This is a genomic window from Mucilaginibacter puniceus, assembly GCF_054783175.1.
Genome location: NZ_BAAGRB010000001.1, coordinates 426748 through 445935 on the forward strand (window position 1 = coordinate 426748; position 19188 = coordinate 445935).

At 39.8% G+C, this 19188-nt stretch carries 14 protein-coding genes; 5 read left to right on the forward strand and 9 right to left on the reverse strand.

Annotation, left to right across the window (positions count from 1 at the left end; genetic code table 11):
* The 6 genes from ACYVJ6_RS01950 to ACYVJ6_RS01975 all read right to left on the reverse strand — a co-directional run bounded on the left by ACYVJ6_RS01950 (position 1) and on the right by ACYVJ6_RS01975 (position 6824).
* The gene (locus ACYVJ6_RS01950) at positions 1 to 498 is read right to left on the reverse strand and encodes a TIR domain-containing protein (RefSeq protein ID WP_460692344.1); all 498 of its coding nucleotides are present in this window, start codon (positions 496 to 498) and stop codon (positions 1 to 3) included.
* Positions 499 to 679: 181 nt separating this feature from the next.
* Complete coding sequence (locus tag ACYVJ6_RS01955) at positions 680 to 1402, reverse strand: hypothetical protein (protein WP_460692345.1); 723 nt, start codon at positions 1400 to 1402, stop codon at positions 680 to 682.
* A 616-nt stretch (positions 1403 to 2018) separates the two neighbouring features.
* The gene (locus ACYVJ6_RS01960) at positions 2019 to 2480 is read right to left on the reverse strand and encodes a DUF3237 domain-containing protein (RefSeq protein ID WP_460692346.1); all 462 of its coding nucleotides are present in this window, start codon (positions 2478 to 2480) and stop codon (positions 2019 to 2021) included.
* A gap of 5 nt (positions 2481 to 2485) precedes the next feature.
* Positions 2486 to 3772: an MFS transporter gene (locus ACYVJ6_RS01965; protein WP_460692347.1), complete on the reverse strand. Its 1287-nt coding sequence runs from the start codon at positions 3770 to 3772 to the stop codon at positions 2486 to 2488.
* Between the two features lie 25 nt (positions 3773 to 3797).
* The gene (locus ACYVJ6_RS01970; protein ID WP_460692348.1) at positions 3798 to 5045 is read right to left on the reverse strand and encodes a flavin-dependent oxidoreductase; all 1248 of its coding nucleotides are present in this window, start codon (positions 5043 to 5045) and stop codon (positions 3798 to 3800) included.
* A 24-nt stretch (positions 5046 to 5069) separates the two neighbouring features.
* Positions 5070 to 6824 carry a tannase/feruloyl esterase family alpha/beta hydrolase gene (locus ACYVJ6_RS01975; RefSeq protein ID WP_460692349.1) on the reverse strand — a complete coding sequence of 585 codons (1755 nt, stop codon included), beginning with the start codon at positions 6822 to 6824 and terminating at the stop codon, positions 5070 to 5072.
* A gap of 242 nt (positions 6825 to 7066) precedes the next feature.
* Between ACYVJ6_RS01975 and ACYVJ6_RS01980 the strand changes: the two genes are divergently transcribed.
* Together ACYVJ6_RS01980 and ACYVJ6_RS01985 are read left to right on the forward strand one after the other, a co-directional pair.
* Complete coding sequence (locus ACYVJ6_RS01980; protein WP_460692350.1) at positions 7067 to 8161, forward strand: sensor histidine kinase; 1095 nt, start codon at positions 7067 to 7069, stop codon at positions 8159 to 8161.
* Between the two features lie 172 nt (positions 8162 to 8333).
* Positions 8334 to 8807 carry a hypothetical protein gene (locus ACYVJ6_RS01985; RefSeq protein ID WP_460692351.1) on the forward strand — a complete coding sequence of 158 codons (474 nt, stop codon included), beginning with the start codon at positions 8334 to 8336 and terminating at the stop codon, positions 8805 to 8807.
* Here the strand turns inward: ACYVJ6_RS01985 and ACYVJ6_RS01990 are convergent, their stop codons facing one another.
* The 3 genes from ACYVJ6_RS01990 to ACYVJ6_RS02000 form a co-directional block, all read right to left on the reverse strand.
* Positions 8808 to 10589, reverse strand: a complete 1782-nt coding sequence (locus ACYVJ6_RS01990; protein WP_460692352.1) for a glycoside hydrolase family 15 protein — start codon at positions 10587 to 10589, stop codon at positions 8808 to 8810.
* Positions 10590 to 12824 carry a bifunctional alpha,alpha-trehalose-phosphate synthase (UDP-forming)/trehalose-phosphatase gene (locus ACYVJ6_RS01995; protein WP_460692353.1) on the reverse strand — a complete coding sequence of 745 codons (2235 nt, stop codon included), beginning with the start codon at positions 12822 to 12824 and terminating at the stop codon, positions 10590 to 10592. It lies immediately after the preceding gene.
* A gap of 281 nt (positions 12825 to 13105) precedes the next feature.
* Positions 13106 to 14038: a methylenetetrahydrofolate reductase gene (locus ACYVJ6_RS02000; RefSeq protein ID WP_460692354.1), complete on the reverse strand. Its 933-nt coding sequence runs from the start codon at positions 14036 to 14038 to the stop codon at positions 13106 to 13108.
* 162 nt (positions 14039 to 14200) lie between these two features.
* On the opposite strand from ACYVJ6_RS02000, the gene ACYVJ6_RS02005 reads away from it, so the two are divergent.
* The 3 genes from ACYVJ6_RS02005 (at position 14201) to ACYVJ6_RS02015 (ending at position 19187) form a co-directional block, all read left to right on the forward strand.
* Entirely contained in the window at positions 14201 to 15484 is a 1284-nt protein-coding gene (locus tag ACYVJ6_RS02005) for an MFS transporter (protein WP_460692355.1), read from the forward strand.
* A 198-nt stretch (positions 15485 to 15682) separates the two neighbouring features.
* The gene (locus tag ACYVJ6_RS02010) at positions 15683 to 16405 is read left to right on the forward strand and encodes a hypothetical protein (protein WP_460692356.1); all 723 of its coding nucleotides are present in this window, start codon (positions 15683 to 15685) and stop codon (positions 16403 to 16405) included.
* A gap of 1 nt (position 16406) precedes the next feature.
* A complete protein-coding gene (locus ACYVJ6_RS02015; RefSeq protein ID WP_460692357.1) occupies positions 16407 to 19187 on the forward strand; it encodes a TonB-dependent receptor in 2781 nt (926 codons plus the stop codon).
* Position 19188 lies beyond the last annotated feature (1 nt).

Here is a 19188-nt window from a genome sequence, read left to right on the forward strand (position 1 = left end):
TTAAATTCCTAAGTCTTTATAAACAGAATCGATATAATAACGCGGGCCTGTAGTACCGCCTCTGGAATGCGCCCTATGTGTTCCGGGCCAGTTTTTTATAGCATAATCAACTATCTTATGCATGAAAGGTATATGTATAGCTAACTCATCTCGTAGAATTGGCGGGCATAAATTGTCATCCATATAACGTCGACCATTTAGGTTAACAGCAATTATAGGCATATTTTTCTCAAGGGCCACTTCTATCTCCCACCGTACAAATTTATATAAGTTCTTAGTACTCTCACCAATTAGCACGATAAAAACGTCGCTTGCATTCATTCTTAGTCTTAAACTACGTTTGATGGTTTCTTCAGTACTTGAGTCTCTTGATTGCGTAATATCATGGGCGTTTACAAAAGTGAAATCAAATCGATCGTTAGCATGCCAGGCTTGCATAAGTCGATAATAATTAATGTCATTATCGCCGTCAAAACAGGCGTAGGAAGTATGAGGCATAATTGTAATAATGTTTATAACAAATATAATATTATCAAATTAAATTGCAGTATATTGATTATCATGCTGTTCTATTGGTGTGGTCACTAATAAACGTAGGAAAAATTTTATTGAGTTAAGAGCGTAGGTACTTATTTGGAATGACAATCCAACTAGTGACAATAAGGGTAATATTTTCTAATCATTGACCTATTAATTTCATAAATTTTTCCAGTAAATGTGGCGCTTGAATTGTCAATAATGCGATTATTTGCGGTCTTAATTGAGCAAATATTTCATCTGCAATTTTGTTACCTGCATAACTACTAATTGTTCCCAATGTTATTTTTAAGAACCGTTTTTTTCCTAAAGGCGGATCTGATTTCAGGGATTCAAAATCGGCTTTTATTTGATTTTTTATTTCTTCAAACTCATTATACAGTACTTCCTGCCCTGCTTTTAGTTCTTTAAGTTGGTATGTAATATCATCTAATTTTTGGGTAATGTCAACAAATTCATCTGTAGTGAATGTGTTTTTATCAAATTCATAATCAGGGCGTGCTAGTCTATAAAGAAAAACTTGCAGGTCCTCAATTGTTTCATAATAATCGTCATCTCGCACTTTTTCTGGTGGCACCTTACTAACATTCGAGTAACCTATATATTTGAATTTTTCTTTGCTTTTTAGTTCAGTTAAATGCATTAAAAACTCAGTAATAAAAATTACTTTTTCACTTGAATCGTAATCATAGGATTTCATTTGAATCTCGTCTTTTGTAATTTTCAAATTTTCCTCATATCCTTTTGACACTGCTAGTAAGTTACCTTCTTGCAAATAAGTGTGAATGATTGTTTTTGCTTCCTTCTTAATGTGATTACTAAAGCTAAAATCAGGTAATGGGATTTTTATATAATCAGTTTCCATATCTAAATATACTGAAATTTCTACGCCTTTGTTGGTATTATAACCAACAAACGAATGCAAGCTTTTATTGAGTTAAAATATAATGGTACTTGTTGGCGGCAACACCAATAAGGTAGCGAAATTATAATGCTATGGGCTTTGCTTGGAAGTAGGAAAATAGTAATTGATAACACGGACAAGAATAGTCCCTATTAGGATTGAGTCCGTCCCAAGCAGTACTTTCAATCCGAGCGAGTTTAACAGCGTTGGATTAGAAAAGAAAAGGATGTATACATTTATGACAGCAAGCTTAAGCGTTGCAATTATAATAATCCATATTGTTATGAGCCTTCTGTTTCTTGGCTCCAAGTCGTTTAAACTCTTGGATGCGCGTTGAGTTGTTGCATTCATGGGATTAATAATTAATAAAAAATCAATTACCGAATGCACTCCGTTTTAAAAGTAGCAAATCATTGGTTTAAAAAAAATTATTTTTTTAGTTTTTCGAAAAATATATTTACCTCAATTAAGGTTAAAATATTTTGATATCTAACTTATTTTGCATATAAATAAAGGTGATATTATTTGCAATCCATCGCAAAATAGAGGTTAACCCTCTTTAACGCACGTCAGCGATTTACACCACCCGCCACACATCAATCAAAACCTGCTTTGGCTTACGTGTGCCGGTGGCTATAAAAACAGAGCTGTTAAGCCAGGCGTATCTGGGGTTACCGGTTTCAAACAGGGGTATGGAGCGGAAATAATATTCAGCAGCATCTACCTCTTCGCCTTTGGCTAACCGTTGCATTACATCGGGCGGGCCATGGCGCAGGCCGGTATTGGTTATGGTAATCAGGTCGCCATCATCGGTTTGCAGCAGGTAGCGGGCATCAATTTCTACTACCCCATCAGTGCGCAGCAGCTGCCAGTCGTAGCCACCTGCTACTACCTTGCCCTTTATATTTGGCCCTTCAAAAGTTCCGCCGGTTATGGGTATTATTTTACGTATACCTTTACCGGTGTTGCCTATTTCCTGTACGCCACCGGTTAGGTCAACACTGATACGAAAAGCAAATTCCAATTGGGGCTGCTGCATATTTATTAAATGAGTTCTTCTTTAAATGTAACTTTTTCCAGCTTGGGTGATAGCAGGTGAAACAATACCGTCGCGGTTAAAAACAACGCGCCGCAGCAAATAAAAATCATATTATAACCACCGGGCAAATTGTTAGCCGCTTTATAGCCATCCAATAACATACCTACGCCCTGCGCTGCCAGCATACCGCCTATAGCGCCGCCAAAACCACCAATACCCGAAACCGAGCCTACTACCGCTTTAGGGAACTGGTCCGACACGGTGGTTAGCAAAACACCCTTCCAAACGGTTTGGGCGCCTGCTGCAAAAGCAACTATATAAACGCTTATCCATATATCATGGCTAAACTGTATCAATATTACCGGCAGCACCAATGCTACGCAAATAAACATGGTGGTTTTGCGGCTGCTGTTCACCGTCCACCCCCGTTTAATGAAATAGGACGACAACCACCCACCCGAAATAGAGAGCAAAGCGGTAATAGCATATACAATAGTAATTGGGAACGCGATCTCTGTTTTTGAAAGGCCGTTACTGGTTAAATAGGATGGCAGCCAAAAAAGGTAAAACCAAAAAATGGCGTCGGTTAAAAAGTTGGCTAAAAAAAATCCCCAGGTAGCTTTTTTGGTGAGCAATACGGGCATGGGCACTTTTACAGCTACCTCGGTTAAGGCGGCTGATTGGTCGGAAGTTATAAACGCCAGTTCTTCGCTGCTTACCCTTTTGCTTTGTTGCGGTTTACTGTATAAAAAATACCAGGCCACCACCCATACCAAACCCAAAGCCCCGGTAACTAAAAAAGCCATGCGCCAGCCATGGTTGTTGGCTATCCAAAGTACCCCGGCAGGGGCTATTAGCGGACCAAAAGTACAACCGCTTACCATGATGCCACTGGCCAATGATCGTTCTTTTACCGGGAACCACTCGGCAATGGCTTTATTGGATGCGGGAAAACTGCCGGCCTCGGCAAAACCTAAAGCACCCCTTGCCAATAAAAAGCCTGTGGTGCTTTTGACCAAACCATTTAACATGGCGGCGGTACTCCAGGCAAAAACGGCCAGCGCGTAACCTATTTTAGCCCCCACTTTATCCATAAACCTGCCCGACAATACAAAGCCGATGGCATACATCAACTGAAACCAGAATACAATATTGGCGTAATCTTTCTCGGTCCATTTAAACTCAACCTCCAGTATGGGCTTTAACAGGCCGATGATCTGCCTGTCGATATAATTGATGGTGGTTGCCAAAAAAAGCAATCCCATAATGGTGTAACGGTAATTGGTGCGCATTGATGCTTAGGTTTTAATATTGGGTTTAGTGTTTTTGATTCAATGCTTCCAGCTCAAATCCGGCTATTTTTTTATACCGTGCCGATATGGCATCCAGTTCCTCCTGCGAGATAACATCATATAAATTATCAAAACCGTTTGGTGCCCGTTCTTCTACAATTTGCATAGCTTCCTCCGGACCCATCTTGCGGTTTTGTAATACGATGTTGCCGGTAGCCGGCAATCTTATGGCTTCATACGCTTTTAAAGCCGCTACAACGTCATCATTATCCTCCAAACATTCTGTTAGGCACTCGGCGTCCAAAATAGCCTGTGAGGCTCCATTTGAGCCAATAGGGTACATGGGATGTGCCGCATCTCCCAGCAAAGTTATACGGTCATAGGTCCATTGCGGTAATGGGTCACGGTCCGACATCGGGAACTCATAAATAGCTTCGGAGTTATCAATTAAAGCCGGTACATCCAACCAATCAAATTCCCACGTCTGAAACTGCTTTAGCAACTTTTCTTTATCTGCCCTGCGGTTCCAATCGCGTACCATAATGTTTTCCTCTTCGCTTACTTGTAGGTCGGCTATCCAATTGATGAGCTGATTTCCGTCTTCATCCGGCTGTGTTATGGGGTAAGCTACAAATTTTTTACTGCGGCTGCCCGCCATGATCATGGATGAACCAGACAGAAACGGCTTAGCAATCGTAGTTCCCCGGTGCAGGATAATGCCCGAAAATTTAGGGATGCCTTCAACCGGATAAAACTGTTTACGCACTACCGAATGGATACCGTCGGCACCTATCAAAATATTGCTTTCAACAGTTACCTGCCTGTCAGTTTTTTTGTCGATAAAAGTGGCAGATACGCCATCGCCTTTATTCTCGCAGGATAGCAAATGATGGCCTGTAAGTACTTTTTCAACACCGAGTATTTCCCTTGCCTTCTCCAACAAAAGCATATGAAAAGTACCCCGATGTACCGAAAATTGCGGCCAGTGATAACCGGCAAACATACCCCGTGGTTCGCCCCATATTTGTTGGCCAAATTTGTTGAAGTAGATCAATTCGCGGGTAGCAACGGCAACATCGGCCATAGCCTCCTGCAAACCTAAATTGGTCAACACACGCACGGCATGGGGTAGTAAATTGATGCCTACGCCAAGCGGTTTTATTTCGGGTGCCGATTCATATACCCAAACATCAAACCCGGCTTTATGCAAACTTAAAGCAGCGGTTAATCCGCCGATGCCGCCACCGGCGATCAGTATTTTAGCACGATTCATATTAATATTTTAAAATCGTACTTATTAATTTTTTATCAATTTAAAATCAGGAAGCTTACTGATGTATGATGAAGCATTTTCAACCGGCCCGCTTACATATTGCGGATAGCTTGGATAAGAGCAAAGCAAATATCCCTTCACATTTTTATCTGTGCCTATATGTCCCTTATCATCTATAACCAAAGTTTTAGCCGGTGCCTGTTTTTTCTCCACCCATGACATTAATAACTCTAGGTTATCGTCGCCATTAGGTCCTGCAATGCTTTTTGGGGTCACCGGGTTTCCCTCGCCGTTGATGCTATAACCTTTGCCGCTTAAACCGTGTCCGCCATGCGGCACCACAAAAAACCTGGCAAATTCATCTACCTTTTCTCTGCCCATCTTATCAATCACCGATTGATAATAATCCAACTGCGCACCGTCTGAAGCTAAATTATCCATTAAGCCACTGGTTACGATCATTTTTCCGCCGCGTTTATAAAATGCAGAAAGGTCGGGGTTGGTGGCATCCAGCCAGTTTGATATTTCCTGCCTGCGTTTGGTCCATTTGCCATCCTCTACATACTCCAACGAATTGGCTTTAATATCCTGCATCAAAAATCCGGTAACGCCGGCAATACCCAGGTGGGTAAATAGACGCGCGTTATCAGCAGCACCTTCCTGACCTTTAAAACGGGTGTTGGCAATCAACCCCATATCGGCAGGTGCGGTATTTGGCAACCACATTCCAAATGATTTAACACCGTTTGCCAAAGGTGATTTCCAGGTATATGGGCTGTAAACAAACTCCAACGTTTTTATTTGCCCATCGGTCAGCTTCGCGTTTTCAGATGCATCTGCCGGGTCCGGATCAACCCCATTTGGTGCCCTTAAAGCTTTCCATGGGTCTTTAGGGCCAATGCCATCTTTTACATTAAAAATAGCACGGGCAGCCATGTAGTTATTGATCATACCGTCTGCAATTCCGTCAAGCGCATCAGCCTGCCTGATAAACTCTTTGGTAATGGCTTTTACTTTTGCAGGAGTTACCCAGTTGGCTAATTCTTTTTCCTGAATACGAATCAGCACAGGGGCAAGCATTAGGGTTGAGTTATTCAAAATTGGGACATTGGCTATAATACCATCATAATCTGCAGGGTAGCGCTGTGCAACAGTTAGCGCTTCGCGGCCGCCTTGTGAGCTGCCTACATAATAATTGTAAGTTGGTTTTTTGCCATAAACCTTTTGCATAATGTATACAGCGGCATCATGCGTTTTTTTCATTTGCATGTAGCCCAGGTTTTTTATGGCTTCGTCATTCATGGCCCAATCATCGCCGCCTGAAGGTCCGCTTGCCAACGGCTTGGCACCGGGGCCACCCATACCACCGGCCTGGTGGCCACTATCGCTGCCATAAAGTACGAACCCTTTAGCCAAGGCAGAGCCACGTGCGCTTACGCCAAGTGAACCATTCATACCGCCGCCGCCTTGTTGCATACCTCTTTGCGACCAGATTGACGGAAGGATCACCCTGAAATTAATGGGCCAGCCTTTAGGGTCAACCGGCATAATGGAGCCCTCAACAATGCCATGGGCAGGGGTTGTTCCAGCAGCTTCAACCCAACGGGGTTCATATAATACTACCGAGCCAACAGGCTCGCCAATTGCTGAAGCAGGGATGGAACGCCCGGCCTTTTCAATATCAGCCTTGCTGATAGTAATGTTATTTGTTTGTGCGCATAATGAGCTGCTTAATAACGTAAAGCAGATTACTTTAAGTAGAGTAATTGATCTTATCATAATAATAGGGGGTGGTTTACAGACACAAGGTAGTAATGTTGCAGATTTTTACAAAATATATTTTTAGCTCCTCCTAATAAGAAACTATTTATAATCAATTCCTTACAAAATATTTTTCCGGCATCTTCTTATTTTAATAGGTTTAAAGGTATCAAAAAGGCGTTTTTTGTTTGGTTGTTTGCTTTAAACATTCGTACCTTAAAAGAAGTTTAACGCCCGTCGGCGTTTACAACCTAACTACTATGACTGATAAAGATCTGACCAATTTGATCTCAAATGATAAATTTGATGTAGATCATTTTATTCAGCAATCGCCAGATATGATCTGCATTGCAGGGTATGATGGCTATTTCAGAAAGATCAATCCCGCGGTATCAAAAACATTGGGGTATACAGACGAAGAATTATTCTCGAAACCGATAAATGATTTTGTTTATTCTGAGGACAAGATTGCCACTATTGAAAGCCGGGAATCTGTAAAAAGGTCTATCCCGCTTATTAATTTTGAGAACAGGTATGTAACTAAAGCGGGTGATACAGTATGGCTATCATGGACCTCGATAGGAATTGAGGAAGAACAGGTAGTATTTGCCATTGCAAAAAATATCACCCATAAAAAGCGGTTAGAAGAGGATAGAAATTTAATACTCACCAATCTTACCAAAGCAAACAACGAACTTAAACAGTTGGCTTATACTTCTACACATGATCTGCGTTCGCCGGTAAATAGTTTATTGTCCACACTTAAAATGATGGAGGATAAAAATATTGCTAATGAAGAAGTTGTTGAATTATTTGATGTATTAAAACAGTCAACAGAGAACCTTAGCGATACTTTAAATAAGTATGTAGATGTGTTGATACAGAAAAATAGTTTGAATATAGCCGTAAGCGAGGTGAGTTTTACAGAAGCCTTAAATACAATACAGCGGTCATTAAGGTCATTAATAATTGATACCAAAACTAATTTAGTTGCAGATTTTACAGAGGTGGATGTAATAACCTTTAATAAGGGCTATTTGGAAAGTATATTCCTTAACTTAATTTCAAACTCCATTAAATACGCTAAGCCTAATACTTATCCTCAAATATCTATAAAAAGCCAAAAAACAGATGGGGTAATAAGCCTGATATTTAAAGACGATGGGCTTGGGTTTGATATGGAAAAAGACAAAGACCGGATATTTGGTTTTAACCAAACCTTTCATGAAAATAAAGACAGTAAAGGCATTGGTTTATACCTGGTGCATAACCATTTAACCAACCTTGGCGGCCATATAGCTGTTGAAAGCCGTGTTAACGAAGGTGCAGCGTTTACCATTACGTTCAAAAACTAAGTTCAAAATCGCTTTTCGGCTACAAAAACAATAATTATCATAATGGGGAATTTTACCCAGGAAGCGGGAAAAAAATCCCCATTTGTAAAGCTTATTTTCTCTATATCCCCTTTAATTGTAGTTGGATTGTTTTTTGCGTAGCAATTAATACTTATCACAAGGTGAGTTTAATATGCGATCAATCTACTTTATACTTTTAGCTTCTATACTATTAACCGGTTGTTTAAAGGCCGAGATTGCTCCCACGCCTATAGTGCCATCCACATCTGAAAAAAGCAATTCTGTAGCTAATACAACTGCTAAAACAGATACTGTAAAAAATGTTAGCTACAGCCCGGATACGGATACCTCAAATCCTGATTATTGGTATAACGGAACGAAGGGAACTGCTTTAATACAAGTTACCTGTAAAGACTGCGATGCTATTGCCACTATTGGGACTACAACTATACCGTTTTTATTTAATGCAGCAGGGGTAGGCAAACTTAAATATACACCGGCTCCCGGCCTGTTAATTCATATTGCTGTTTGTCCCGGAAGCGCCAAGCCTATTAAAGCCGAAATATCAGACAGCAAAAATATGGCTCTATATTCCTATTCAGGAGTTATTACCGGCAATTGGAGCGGCACATATACTATTAAATAACTACAAAAATATTGGCCTATCCAGTTTGGTAGCAATTTTATAGGCTGCATTCATTAAGCCAACATGACTATATGCTTGCGGAAAATTTCCCCATTGGCTACCATCTTTTTCATCCACATCTTCACTAAACAACAGTAAATGGTTTGAAAACTTGATCAGGTTTTCAAATTCACGTATAGCATCCTCTGTTCGCCCTACAGCGGCCAGGGCCTCTACGTACCAAAATGCACAAATCAGGAAAGTGGTTTTTGGTTTGCCAAAATCATCCTTATATAAATACCTGTAGAACAAGCCATTGCTGACCTTTAATTCTTTTTCCAGAGCAATTAAATGGTCCCTTGCCTTTTGCGATGCAGGATCGAGGTAATTCATAACGATCAACTGAAGGGTACTTGCATCCAGGTTGGGGTTTCCGGCTGCATTGGTATAAACTTTTCTAACCGGGTCATAGCAACTCTCAATATGAGCCGCTGCCTTTTCCTTTAATGATACTGCTTTTTTCTCTAATTGCTCGTCGCCTATGGTTTTGGCCATTTTTTCGGCGGCTGATGCACCTGCCCACTGAAATAAATTGCTGTAGCAATGGATGTTGGCAAAATTCCTAAACTCCCATATACCCGCATCTTTTTCGTCAATAGTACGTTCAATTTTATTCAATAAGTAGTTTAGCCATTTTGCTGAGTCTTTACGTTCGCTATATATAAAACGACGATCGGTATACAATGGGAGCATTGAAATTAATACCTGCCCATAAATATCATTTTGTATATGCTCTGAAGCTTGATTGCCTATACGTACTGGCTTGTTTCCTAAGTATCCGTCAAGGTCATCTAAAATAAACTCTTCAATATCTTTTTTACCTGTAATACCATAAAGTGGTTGGTACCTTAACTCGTCAGAAAAAGAAATATCGGTTACGTAGCTAAAATACTTCTCCATTTCCTCAAAGTGGCCTATGTGGTTAAGTGCGGTAATAACATAGTAGGTATCACGCAGCCAACAATAACGATAATCCCAATTTCGGCCACTTCCGGGCGACTCAGGCAAACTGGTTGTACTGGCAGCTATGATAGCACCGGTATCTTCAAACTGATGTATTTTTAAAGCCAGGGCCGAGCGGATTACAAACTGCTGGTAAAAGGAAGCAATAGATGAATGTTTGATCCACAAGCGCCAGTAGGAGATAGTTTCCGTTAAAAATCGTTCAACAGTAGACATTAATGGTGCTTCCAAAGGCTCGCCATAGGTCATTACCAAATATTTAGGTTCATTTAGCACAAAAGGCTGCTCGTCAAAAACATAACTTACCGGAATATTGGTTGTTAGGCGGATATTTTCGTCGCCCCCTAAAAACTGGATATGATTACTGCCCCGGTTAACGGTGAGTTTCTTTGCACCATAATCGCTTACCGGCTGGCATTTTACGGTAATGCGCGGCGAACCTTCAAGTGCTTCTACCTTCCTTACCAGCATCAACGGTTTGTAATAACGTTCATGCGCCCTAAAACGTGGGGCAAAATCTGTTACCCGGTATTTTCCTTCGGCGCAGGTAATTTCTGTAATTAATACATTAGTATTTTCAGAATAATATTGACTTGATGAGTAATCACCCTGGGGCAATATGGAAAATGTTCCGCCCTTTTGCTTATCCAGCAGTTGCCCAAAAATAAAGGTACTGTCAAATCTGGGCCAGCATAGCCAATCTATATTTGTGTTTTTGTTAACATGGGCCAAAAAGGCGCAATTGCCAATAATACCGGTTTGATATAAATGTTTTTCCATTTAGGCGTTTTTTGGTTGTGTAGAGCTATAAGTATCCAGGCTTTGCAACAGAGATTTAACCTCGCCGGGATTTGACACTTTATAGTTTGCAAATGATTCATCATTACCCACCTTTATTGTAAAAGCTCCGGGTTTATGGGCAATCTTTTTAAACATATCTTCATCCGTTTTATCGTCGCCAATGCAAAGTATAAAATCATACTCTTTCTTTTTCAAAAGCTTACTAACAGCAACGCCTTTGTTTATCCCTTTGTTTCGCACTTCAATTACTTTATTCCCGTTAAGTATATCCAAATCTAATAAAGCTGTTGTTTTTGACAATTCTTCAAATAACTCTTTCGCACTTATTACACCATCTGAATTATCGGCTGTTCTGTAATGCCAGGCCAGCGAAAAGCGCTTATGTTCTACGAATGTACCGGGGCATCGTTCAGTATAGGCATTCATCACACTTTCTATTTTGGGTTTCCAATCTAAAATATCAGCCGCGTTTTCAGAAAGCCAATCGCCGGCTAACGGCCTGGTTACCGCACCATGCTCGGCTATTATGCCAATAGGTAATGCCCCCAACCATTGTTGTAGCGTATTGCTATTACGCCCGCTAATGATATAAACATCGTTTTTGGGATCAGCGGCAATTGTTTCAAGCAATTCGATCAACTCATTTCCGGGAGTGGCATGCAATGGATCTTTAGTGAAGCCAACCAGCGTGCCGTCATAATCAAGCAATATTAATCTTTGTTTTGCCAAATTATAAGCCGATAAAAGCTTTGCCTTTAACGCGTCGTCCAAAACCTTAATTTTAAAATCCAGTTGTATATCTTTCACATGTTTAAGCTTTTCAAAAAAATCCTTAGCCCAGGTATTAATATTGTATTTTTTTATTCTTTGTTGCATAGCGTCAATACGGATAGCTTGTTCCCTATCGGGCATTTCAAGGCTTTTTTTAATGGTATCAGCAATCTCATCCATATCATTAGGATTAATAAGTAACGCGCCACTTAATTCTCTTGCAGCACCTGCCATTTCACTTAATATCAGTACCCCGTGCTGATCTTTACGGCTGGCAACAAACTCTTTTGCCACCAAATTCATTCCGTCTCTAAGCGGCGTAATTAAAGCCACATCGCAACTGGTATATAAACCAACAAGTTCTGAAAAATCTAAATGCCCGTACTTATAAATCACAGGCTGCCAGCTAATACTGCCTAAACTGCTGTTTAAGTTCCCTATATATTCATCAATGATCTTTTTCCTTTCCGCATATTTTTTAACTGAGTCCCTGGATGGTACTACAACCAATACAAACACTACATTTCCTTTAAATTCAGGGTTTTGTAAAAGAAATTTATGATACCCTTTTAAACGGTTAAGTACACCTTTGGTATAGTCCAACCTATCTACTGAAAAAATCAAGCGTTGATCTCCTTTAATGGATAAGTATTCATTTCGTAACCTTACAACTTCGCTATTATCATAGGCTTCATTAAACTTATCAAAATCAATACTTATCGGAAATATATCCGCTTTGATTTGACGGTCATTCCAGGATATCAAGGAATCCTCCCGTTCTGCTTTAAGAACTGTTTCAGCACAGGAAAGAAAATGCGATGCATAGTCAACCGTATGAAAACCAATCAAATCAGCACCTAACATGCCTGTTAACAACTGATGTTGCCATTGTTTGGGTATTACCCTAAACAATTCGTACGAAGGAAACGGAATATGTAAAAATAGGCCAATAGTAAGTGTCGGAACAGCCTCGCGAAGCATTTGCGCAAGGGGTAATAAATGGTAATCATGTATCCATACCGTATCGTCCTGTTTAACCTGCTTTAATAGGGCATCGGCAAAAAGACGATTTACCGTTATATAATCCTCAAAATGGGCTGTACTATAATCTGCGTATGATGGAAAATAGTGAAATAGCGGCCAAAGCAGCGAATTAGAAAATCCGTTATAGTAAGATTCGTAAGTTTTTGCTTTTACAAATACCGGAGAATATGCATACTCTCCGGGTTCCATGGTGGCAATAGCATTCGCCCATGTTTTTTCTGTATTTGTGGGTACACCTACCCAAATTTTATCGGTAAAACTGTCGGCACCATCGCTTTTTAAATACGCACTAACTGCCGAAACTAACCCACCTGAAGATTGGCGGCAAATGTACTGACCATTGTTTTGTTCAATAGTAATAGGTAAACGATTAGACACGACAAATAATTTGTGCTGCATAATTTGAAAGGGTTAAGGAGCATAATTGTTTATCTTGTTTGTATTACAAGATTACCTTAAAGATGTTTGGGTATTAAAGAAATTTTTACCCGATGGGAACAATTTTGTCCTGTGATATTTTTTCAAAGGTACGAAAAAATCTTCTTTCTGCCTTTCAATGCCTCTTACCCCTGCTCAAATTCGGCAATTATTGTGCCTGATGACCGTATTTATTTTTATTGAATTAGGTTGCTTTTTTTGACCTTGAAACATATAAAAGGCCTCATAATTCAACATCCAAGCTATACCCTTAATCCCCTGTCTTTCAACATCTTTCCAATATTCTTAGTCATAGCAACTGAAGCTTCAATCTCTTCTTTACGAATAGCTACGCTTTCAATATTAAAACCGAAGGGGATAGAGCGCTCCATGCAAAATGCAATTAATTCTGCAGCAATGTCCAAACATACCTTTACTGATTTTTCAAGAATGTTGTCAGAGTTTTTTAATTCTTCCTTCAACTCGGCCGGTACATGTATACCCAGCCATTCCATAAAATGTAACGTTTTAGTCGAGCCACATGCCGTTAAGGTAAAAATAACTGTTGGGAATTTTATACTTCGCTTATTACAAGTATTAGTAAGGTCGGCTATTACTTGCTTGGCATAATCAATATTAAAAACACATTGCGAAATAAAGTAAGATACCCCACAGCTCATTTTGTCCAGCATACGCACATCTTCGTCTTTCAATACCGCATGCCTTTCCGGAATGGTTACAGCGCCTATGACAGAGGTGTCCCGGTGCTTGCTCCAAATTTTATACGCTTCGGGCAAGTTTGTTTTAACAGGATAGTCGGGAGCCGGTACACCTACAAAAACCGGGTAAAATTTATTTTGGTGCAAATTTTCCAACCATGCAGATAATTCTTCGCCCGAAAACTTGCCGGCAGGACGATATATAATTTTAGGAATGTTTAAAGCACCCAGGTAGCCCGATGCAAAATCAAAAGGATCAAGTGCGTTCAGAAAGGGGAAGGGCCTTTCCTCATTGGTACGGGCCGACTCATCCTGCACATCATATACTATAAGCGCGTCAATATCTAAGCTGGTAAGCCGCTCAATTGTTTTTTCGGCGATCTCAGCAACTCTATCTGGAAGTGTTTGCGCTTTTGGCGGGGTTATACCGTAAATTAAAACACCTGATTCTCCGGACCGGATCTTTTCTAAAAACATAATGATATTGAACTATATATAGCTTTTGTAAAATTTTGTTAGTTGGCCCGCAAACTTAATAAATATCATGATACGTAGGTTCATCATAATATTAATTTGATATTTACCTGCTACTACAAAGCCATTGGGACATTCACTCAAATTTTTAATATGTTTGAGGCTATGAACCAGCCTACTATCGCCAAAAATTCTGTAACCCGTATACTTACTGCAAGCCTTATAGGTACCACTATTGAGTTTTTTGATTTTTATATTTATGCTACAGCCGCGGTGCTGGTATTCCCTAAACTGTTTTTTTCAGCGTCTGATCCTACTTCAGCAACCCTTGAGTCATTTGCAACATTTGCCCTCGCATTTTTCGCCAGGCCAATAGGCGCAGCCTTATTTGGTCATTTTGGCGATAGAAAAGGGCGTAAGGCTACATTGGTTGCCGCATTAATGACCATGGGGCCTTCTACTGTTGCTATTGGGTTGTTACCGGGCTATAACACAATAGGTATTGCGGCCCCAATATTATTATGCATATTCAGATTTGGGCAAGGCCTGGGTCTGGGCGGCGAATGGGGTGGGGCGGTATTATTAGCTACCGAAAATGCCCCGCCGGGTAAAAAGGCATGGTATGGTATGTTCCCCCAATTAGGCGCACCTATCGGGTTTCTTTTATCAAGCGGTACGTTTACAGTATTAAGTAAAGTAATGAATGACGCTGACTTTGTAAATTACGGTTGGCGTATCCCTTTTATTGCAAGCGCGCTTTTAGTTTGGCTGGGTTTGTATATCCGGTTAAAAATTGCCGAAACCCCGGAATTTAATAAGGTAATGGATAATGACGAGCGTTCAAAAGTTCCTTTTGCTGATGTTTTTATTAAACACACTAAGGCTATAACGCTGGGTACATTAGCTACTATAACCACATTCCTGATATTTTACCTAATGACGGTGTTTACCTTAAGTTATGGCACCACGGTATTAAAATATAATAAAAGTGATTTTCTGATCATACAAATGATATCAATGCTGTTCTTCGGCTTAGGCATCCCATTGTCGGCAGTGATAGCTGATAAATGCGGGCGCAACAAAATGCTTGTGGTTGCAACTTTATGTATAATTACATTTGGACTGTTTTTTGCGCCGTTGTTTACTACCGGCAGCTTAGTTATAACCGCCTTATTTTTATCTATAGGAATGTTTTTAATGGGCCTTACCTATGGGCCTATAGGCACCGCGCTGGCCGGTATTTTTCCGGCATCGGTACGTTATACAGGTTCTTCGCTGGCTTTTACACTGGCCGGTATTTTTGGTGCCTCGCTTACACCCTATCTGGCAACTACATTGGCACACCGTTACGGCCTGGCGTATGTTGGGTATTATTTAACAATCGCTGCATCAGTTTCATTACTGGCTTTGCTTGGTGCCAAAAAAATCATGGCTGACCAATCTGCATAGTTTAACGTGATTTGATATTTAATATTAACAAGCCTTAAAACCAGGAAAATAGGTATTAATTGTACTATAACTAATTTTATAATTTTTATTTGCAGATAAGCAAATCATATTATTATATTGCGTTAAATATCCAATCAAATAGTTACGCATTGATAGGCTATCCTAATAAACCTATAAGGCGTTATTATCACAATTTTCATGAATATATATAGTATAAGGCTTTTTATTTTATTATGCGGGTTTGCCTATGCCTGCCCGGTAATGGGCCAGGAAACCGCCGATAACCGGGCGGTAATTGAAAATACAGTAACCGCATACCAAAAAGCTATCGGCTTACATTCTCAATTATATCGTGGGGCCATATATGAGTTTTATGATGTACGTAGTGTATCGGGCCCGTATTTTAAAGACTCTATTCAATTAGTAAATGGCAGTGTTACTTATTATGGCATATCTTATAAAAATATTCCTTTAATATATGACCTTAACTTACAGCAAGTAGTAACCTTTTTATATGATAACAGCACAAAGTTTGCTTTTTTGAGCGAAGGCCTATCTGCATTTGATCTATATGGGCACCATTTTATCAACTTTGTACCAGACGAACAGAATAAAAAAATGGATGCCGGATTTTATGACGAATTGTATAATAACAAACTACAACTCCTGGTAAAGCGATCTAAATCAGGCCAGTTCGAGAGTCTTACAGGCAAAAGAGTTTATTACAGTAAAAATATCTACTACATAAAAAAGGGCGCAACTTATTATAACGTAAGCACTAAGGGCCAGGTATTAAAACTGCTTGGTGATAAAAGGAAGGAGCTTAAAAAATATTTAAAGGAAACCGGGATAGATTACGCAGACAATAAAGAACAGGCAATGGTAATGTTACTTACTTATTATGACCGTATTACCAACTAATATGAGATACTTATACTTAAGTGTACTATTCTTTTTATTAAGTAAAGTATCATTGGCCCAGGGTGTTGATGGCCCGCAGGTTAGTGTTAATTTTCAACAGTCTAATATTGAAAATGTAGTGAGCGACCTGGAAAGCAAAACGGGTTACCATTTTTATTATGACCCTATTGTGTTTGATAGCTTACGGGTAACGCTGCAACTAAATCAACAGCCATTAAGGCGTGTTTTGGATGAAGCATTTAAAGACACCCGTTTCCGCTACGCTATAACAACGCAACAAGAGGTGTTTTTAACTAAAGACCGTACTATACAAACCAACCTGGCCGGTGGCCTTTTTGATGTTAAACCTATAGTGGCCAAAGCACCCACAGATCAAAAGCCAGTTGAGCTGCAGGGGTTTGCAACCAATGAAAAGGAGGCTAAAATACCCGAAGCAACTGTTGAAAATAAGATTTATGAGATAGGTATAAAAACCAACCAGATAGGAACCGGCACTGCAACTATGGCTGGATATGTAAAAGAAGCTAAATCCGGCGAACCCATAACGGGTGCAAGTTTATATTTACCTAATCTAAAAACAGGAGTAAACTCAGATGAGTTTGGTTTTTATTCGATAACGTTACCAAAAGGCAAGCACACTATTAATATAAGGTCGCTTGGCAGCCGTGATACTTACCGGCAAATATTATTGTACAGTGATGGTAAACTAAATATTGATTTGCAGGAACAGATACAGAGTTTAAAAGAAGTAAAAATATCTGAAACGAAAATAGCTAACGTTAGGGGCATGCAAATGGGTACGGTGAAGCTGGATATAAAAAGCATAAGAGAAATACCTTCTGTATTCGGTGAAGCCGATGTTTTAAGAGCTATGCTGGCATTGCCGGGTGTGCAGTCTGTTGGCGAAGCAACTACCGGATTTAACGTGCGGGGTGGGGCGGCAGATCAAAACCTGGTATTGCTTAACGGGTTGACGATTTATAACCCTGCTCACTTTTTTGGCTTCTTTTCGGCATTTAATCCGGATATAGTTAAGGATGTTGAATTATATAAAAGCACTATACCTGAACGTCTTGGTGGGCGCTTAGCATCAGTGCTTGATGTTAATAACCGCGAGGGCAATCAAAAGAAATTTACCGGAACGGCAGGTATTGGGTTATTGACCAGCAGGTTAAGTGTTGAGGGGCCAATAATTAAGGACAGGACCTCATTTATATTTGGCGGGCGCACAACATACTCTAACTGGTTGCTTGATTTGTTGCCTAAATCCTATAAAAATAGCAGGGCCGCATTTTATGACTTTAACCTGGATGTAAGCCATCGGATTAACGATAAAAACACGCTTTATTTATATACTTATCTAAGTAATGATAATTTTAAATTAAACAGCGATACCACCTATAGTTATAGCAATAAAAATGCGGCCATTAAATGGAAGCACAATTTTAATAATAAACTATATAGTGTTGTAGGCGCAGGCTTTGACCGCTATCAATACGGCGTTGGCAGCACAGTTAACCCTATAAATGCGTACCAGCTTAATTTTGATATCAATCAATCTAATTTAAAGGTTGATTTTAATTATTACCCTAACAACAAGCATAGCATAACTTTTGGACTAAGCTCAATTTACTACAAATTACATCCGGGTAACATACAACCCATAGGAAAAGATGCACTTACCGCACCCAAAACAATAGCTACGCAATACGGCCTTGAAAGCGCACTGTATGCGGGTGACAAATTTGATGTTACTGATAAACTCTCCGTTTCAGGAGGTATACGTATACCAATGTATAATGTGCTGGGTCCAACGGAAGCACGTTATTATGCCGCCGGTTTACCAAAGTCAAGCGTAAATTTGGTAAGTACTACTAATTACGGTAACAATCAAATCGTAAAAACTTATATAAATCCAGAGGTTAGGGTATCTGCCAGGTACAGCATAACCGGCGATCTATCAGTTAAAGCGGCGTATAATACGATGCATCAATATTTACACCTGCTTTCAAACAGCACGGCTATTTCGCCAACTGATGTTTACCAGTTAAGTGATCATAATATCAGGCCACAATCGGGCAGCCAGGTATCATTAGGGTTGTATAAAAACCTAAAGTCAAACACTATTGAAACATCAATAGAAGGATATTATAAAACCATTAATAACTACCTGGATTACAAAAGCGGCGCATCACTGATACTTAACGAAACAATTGAGACAGATGTGATAAATACCCGTGGTAAAGCTTATGGTATTGAGTTTATGATACGTAAAACCGCAGGCAAACTAACCGGAATTATGAGTTACACCTATGCCCGCACACTTTTAAAACAAGATGACCCTATCGTTTTGCCGTTAATAAACCAGGGTGCTTATTATCCCGCTAATTATGACAAACCCGATAACTTTACTTTCACGGGCAGCTATCATATTTCGCACCGTTACAGTTTCTCTTTTAACGTCATGTACAGCACGGGCAGGCCAATAACTTTACCTATTGCTAAATTTAATTACCAGGGATCGCAAAGAGTTTATTACTCTGACCGTAACCAGTACCGTATACCTGATTATTTCAGGGCCGACCTTGCTTTAAATATTGAAGGCAACCATAAGATAAAGCAATTAACCCATAACTCATGGACCATTGGGGTTTATAACATCACCGGGCGGCAAAACGCTTATTCTACCTTCTTTACCCAACAAGGCGGAGTAATTGGAGGCTACCAGCTTTCTATTTTTGCTGCACCTATCCCGTTTGTTAATTACAATATAAGATTTTAGG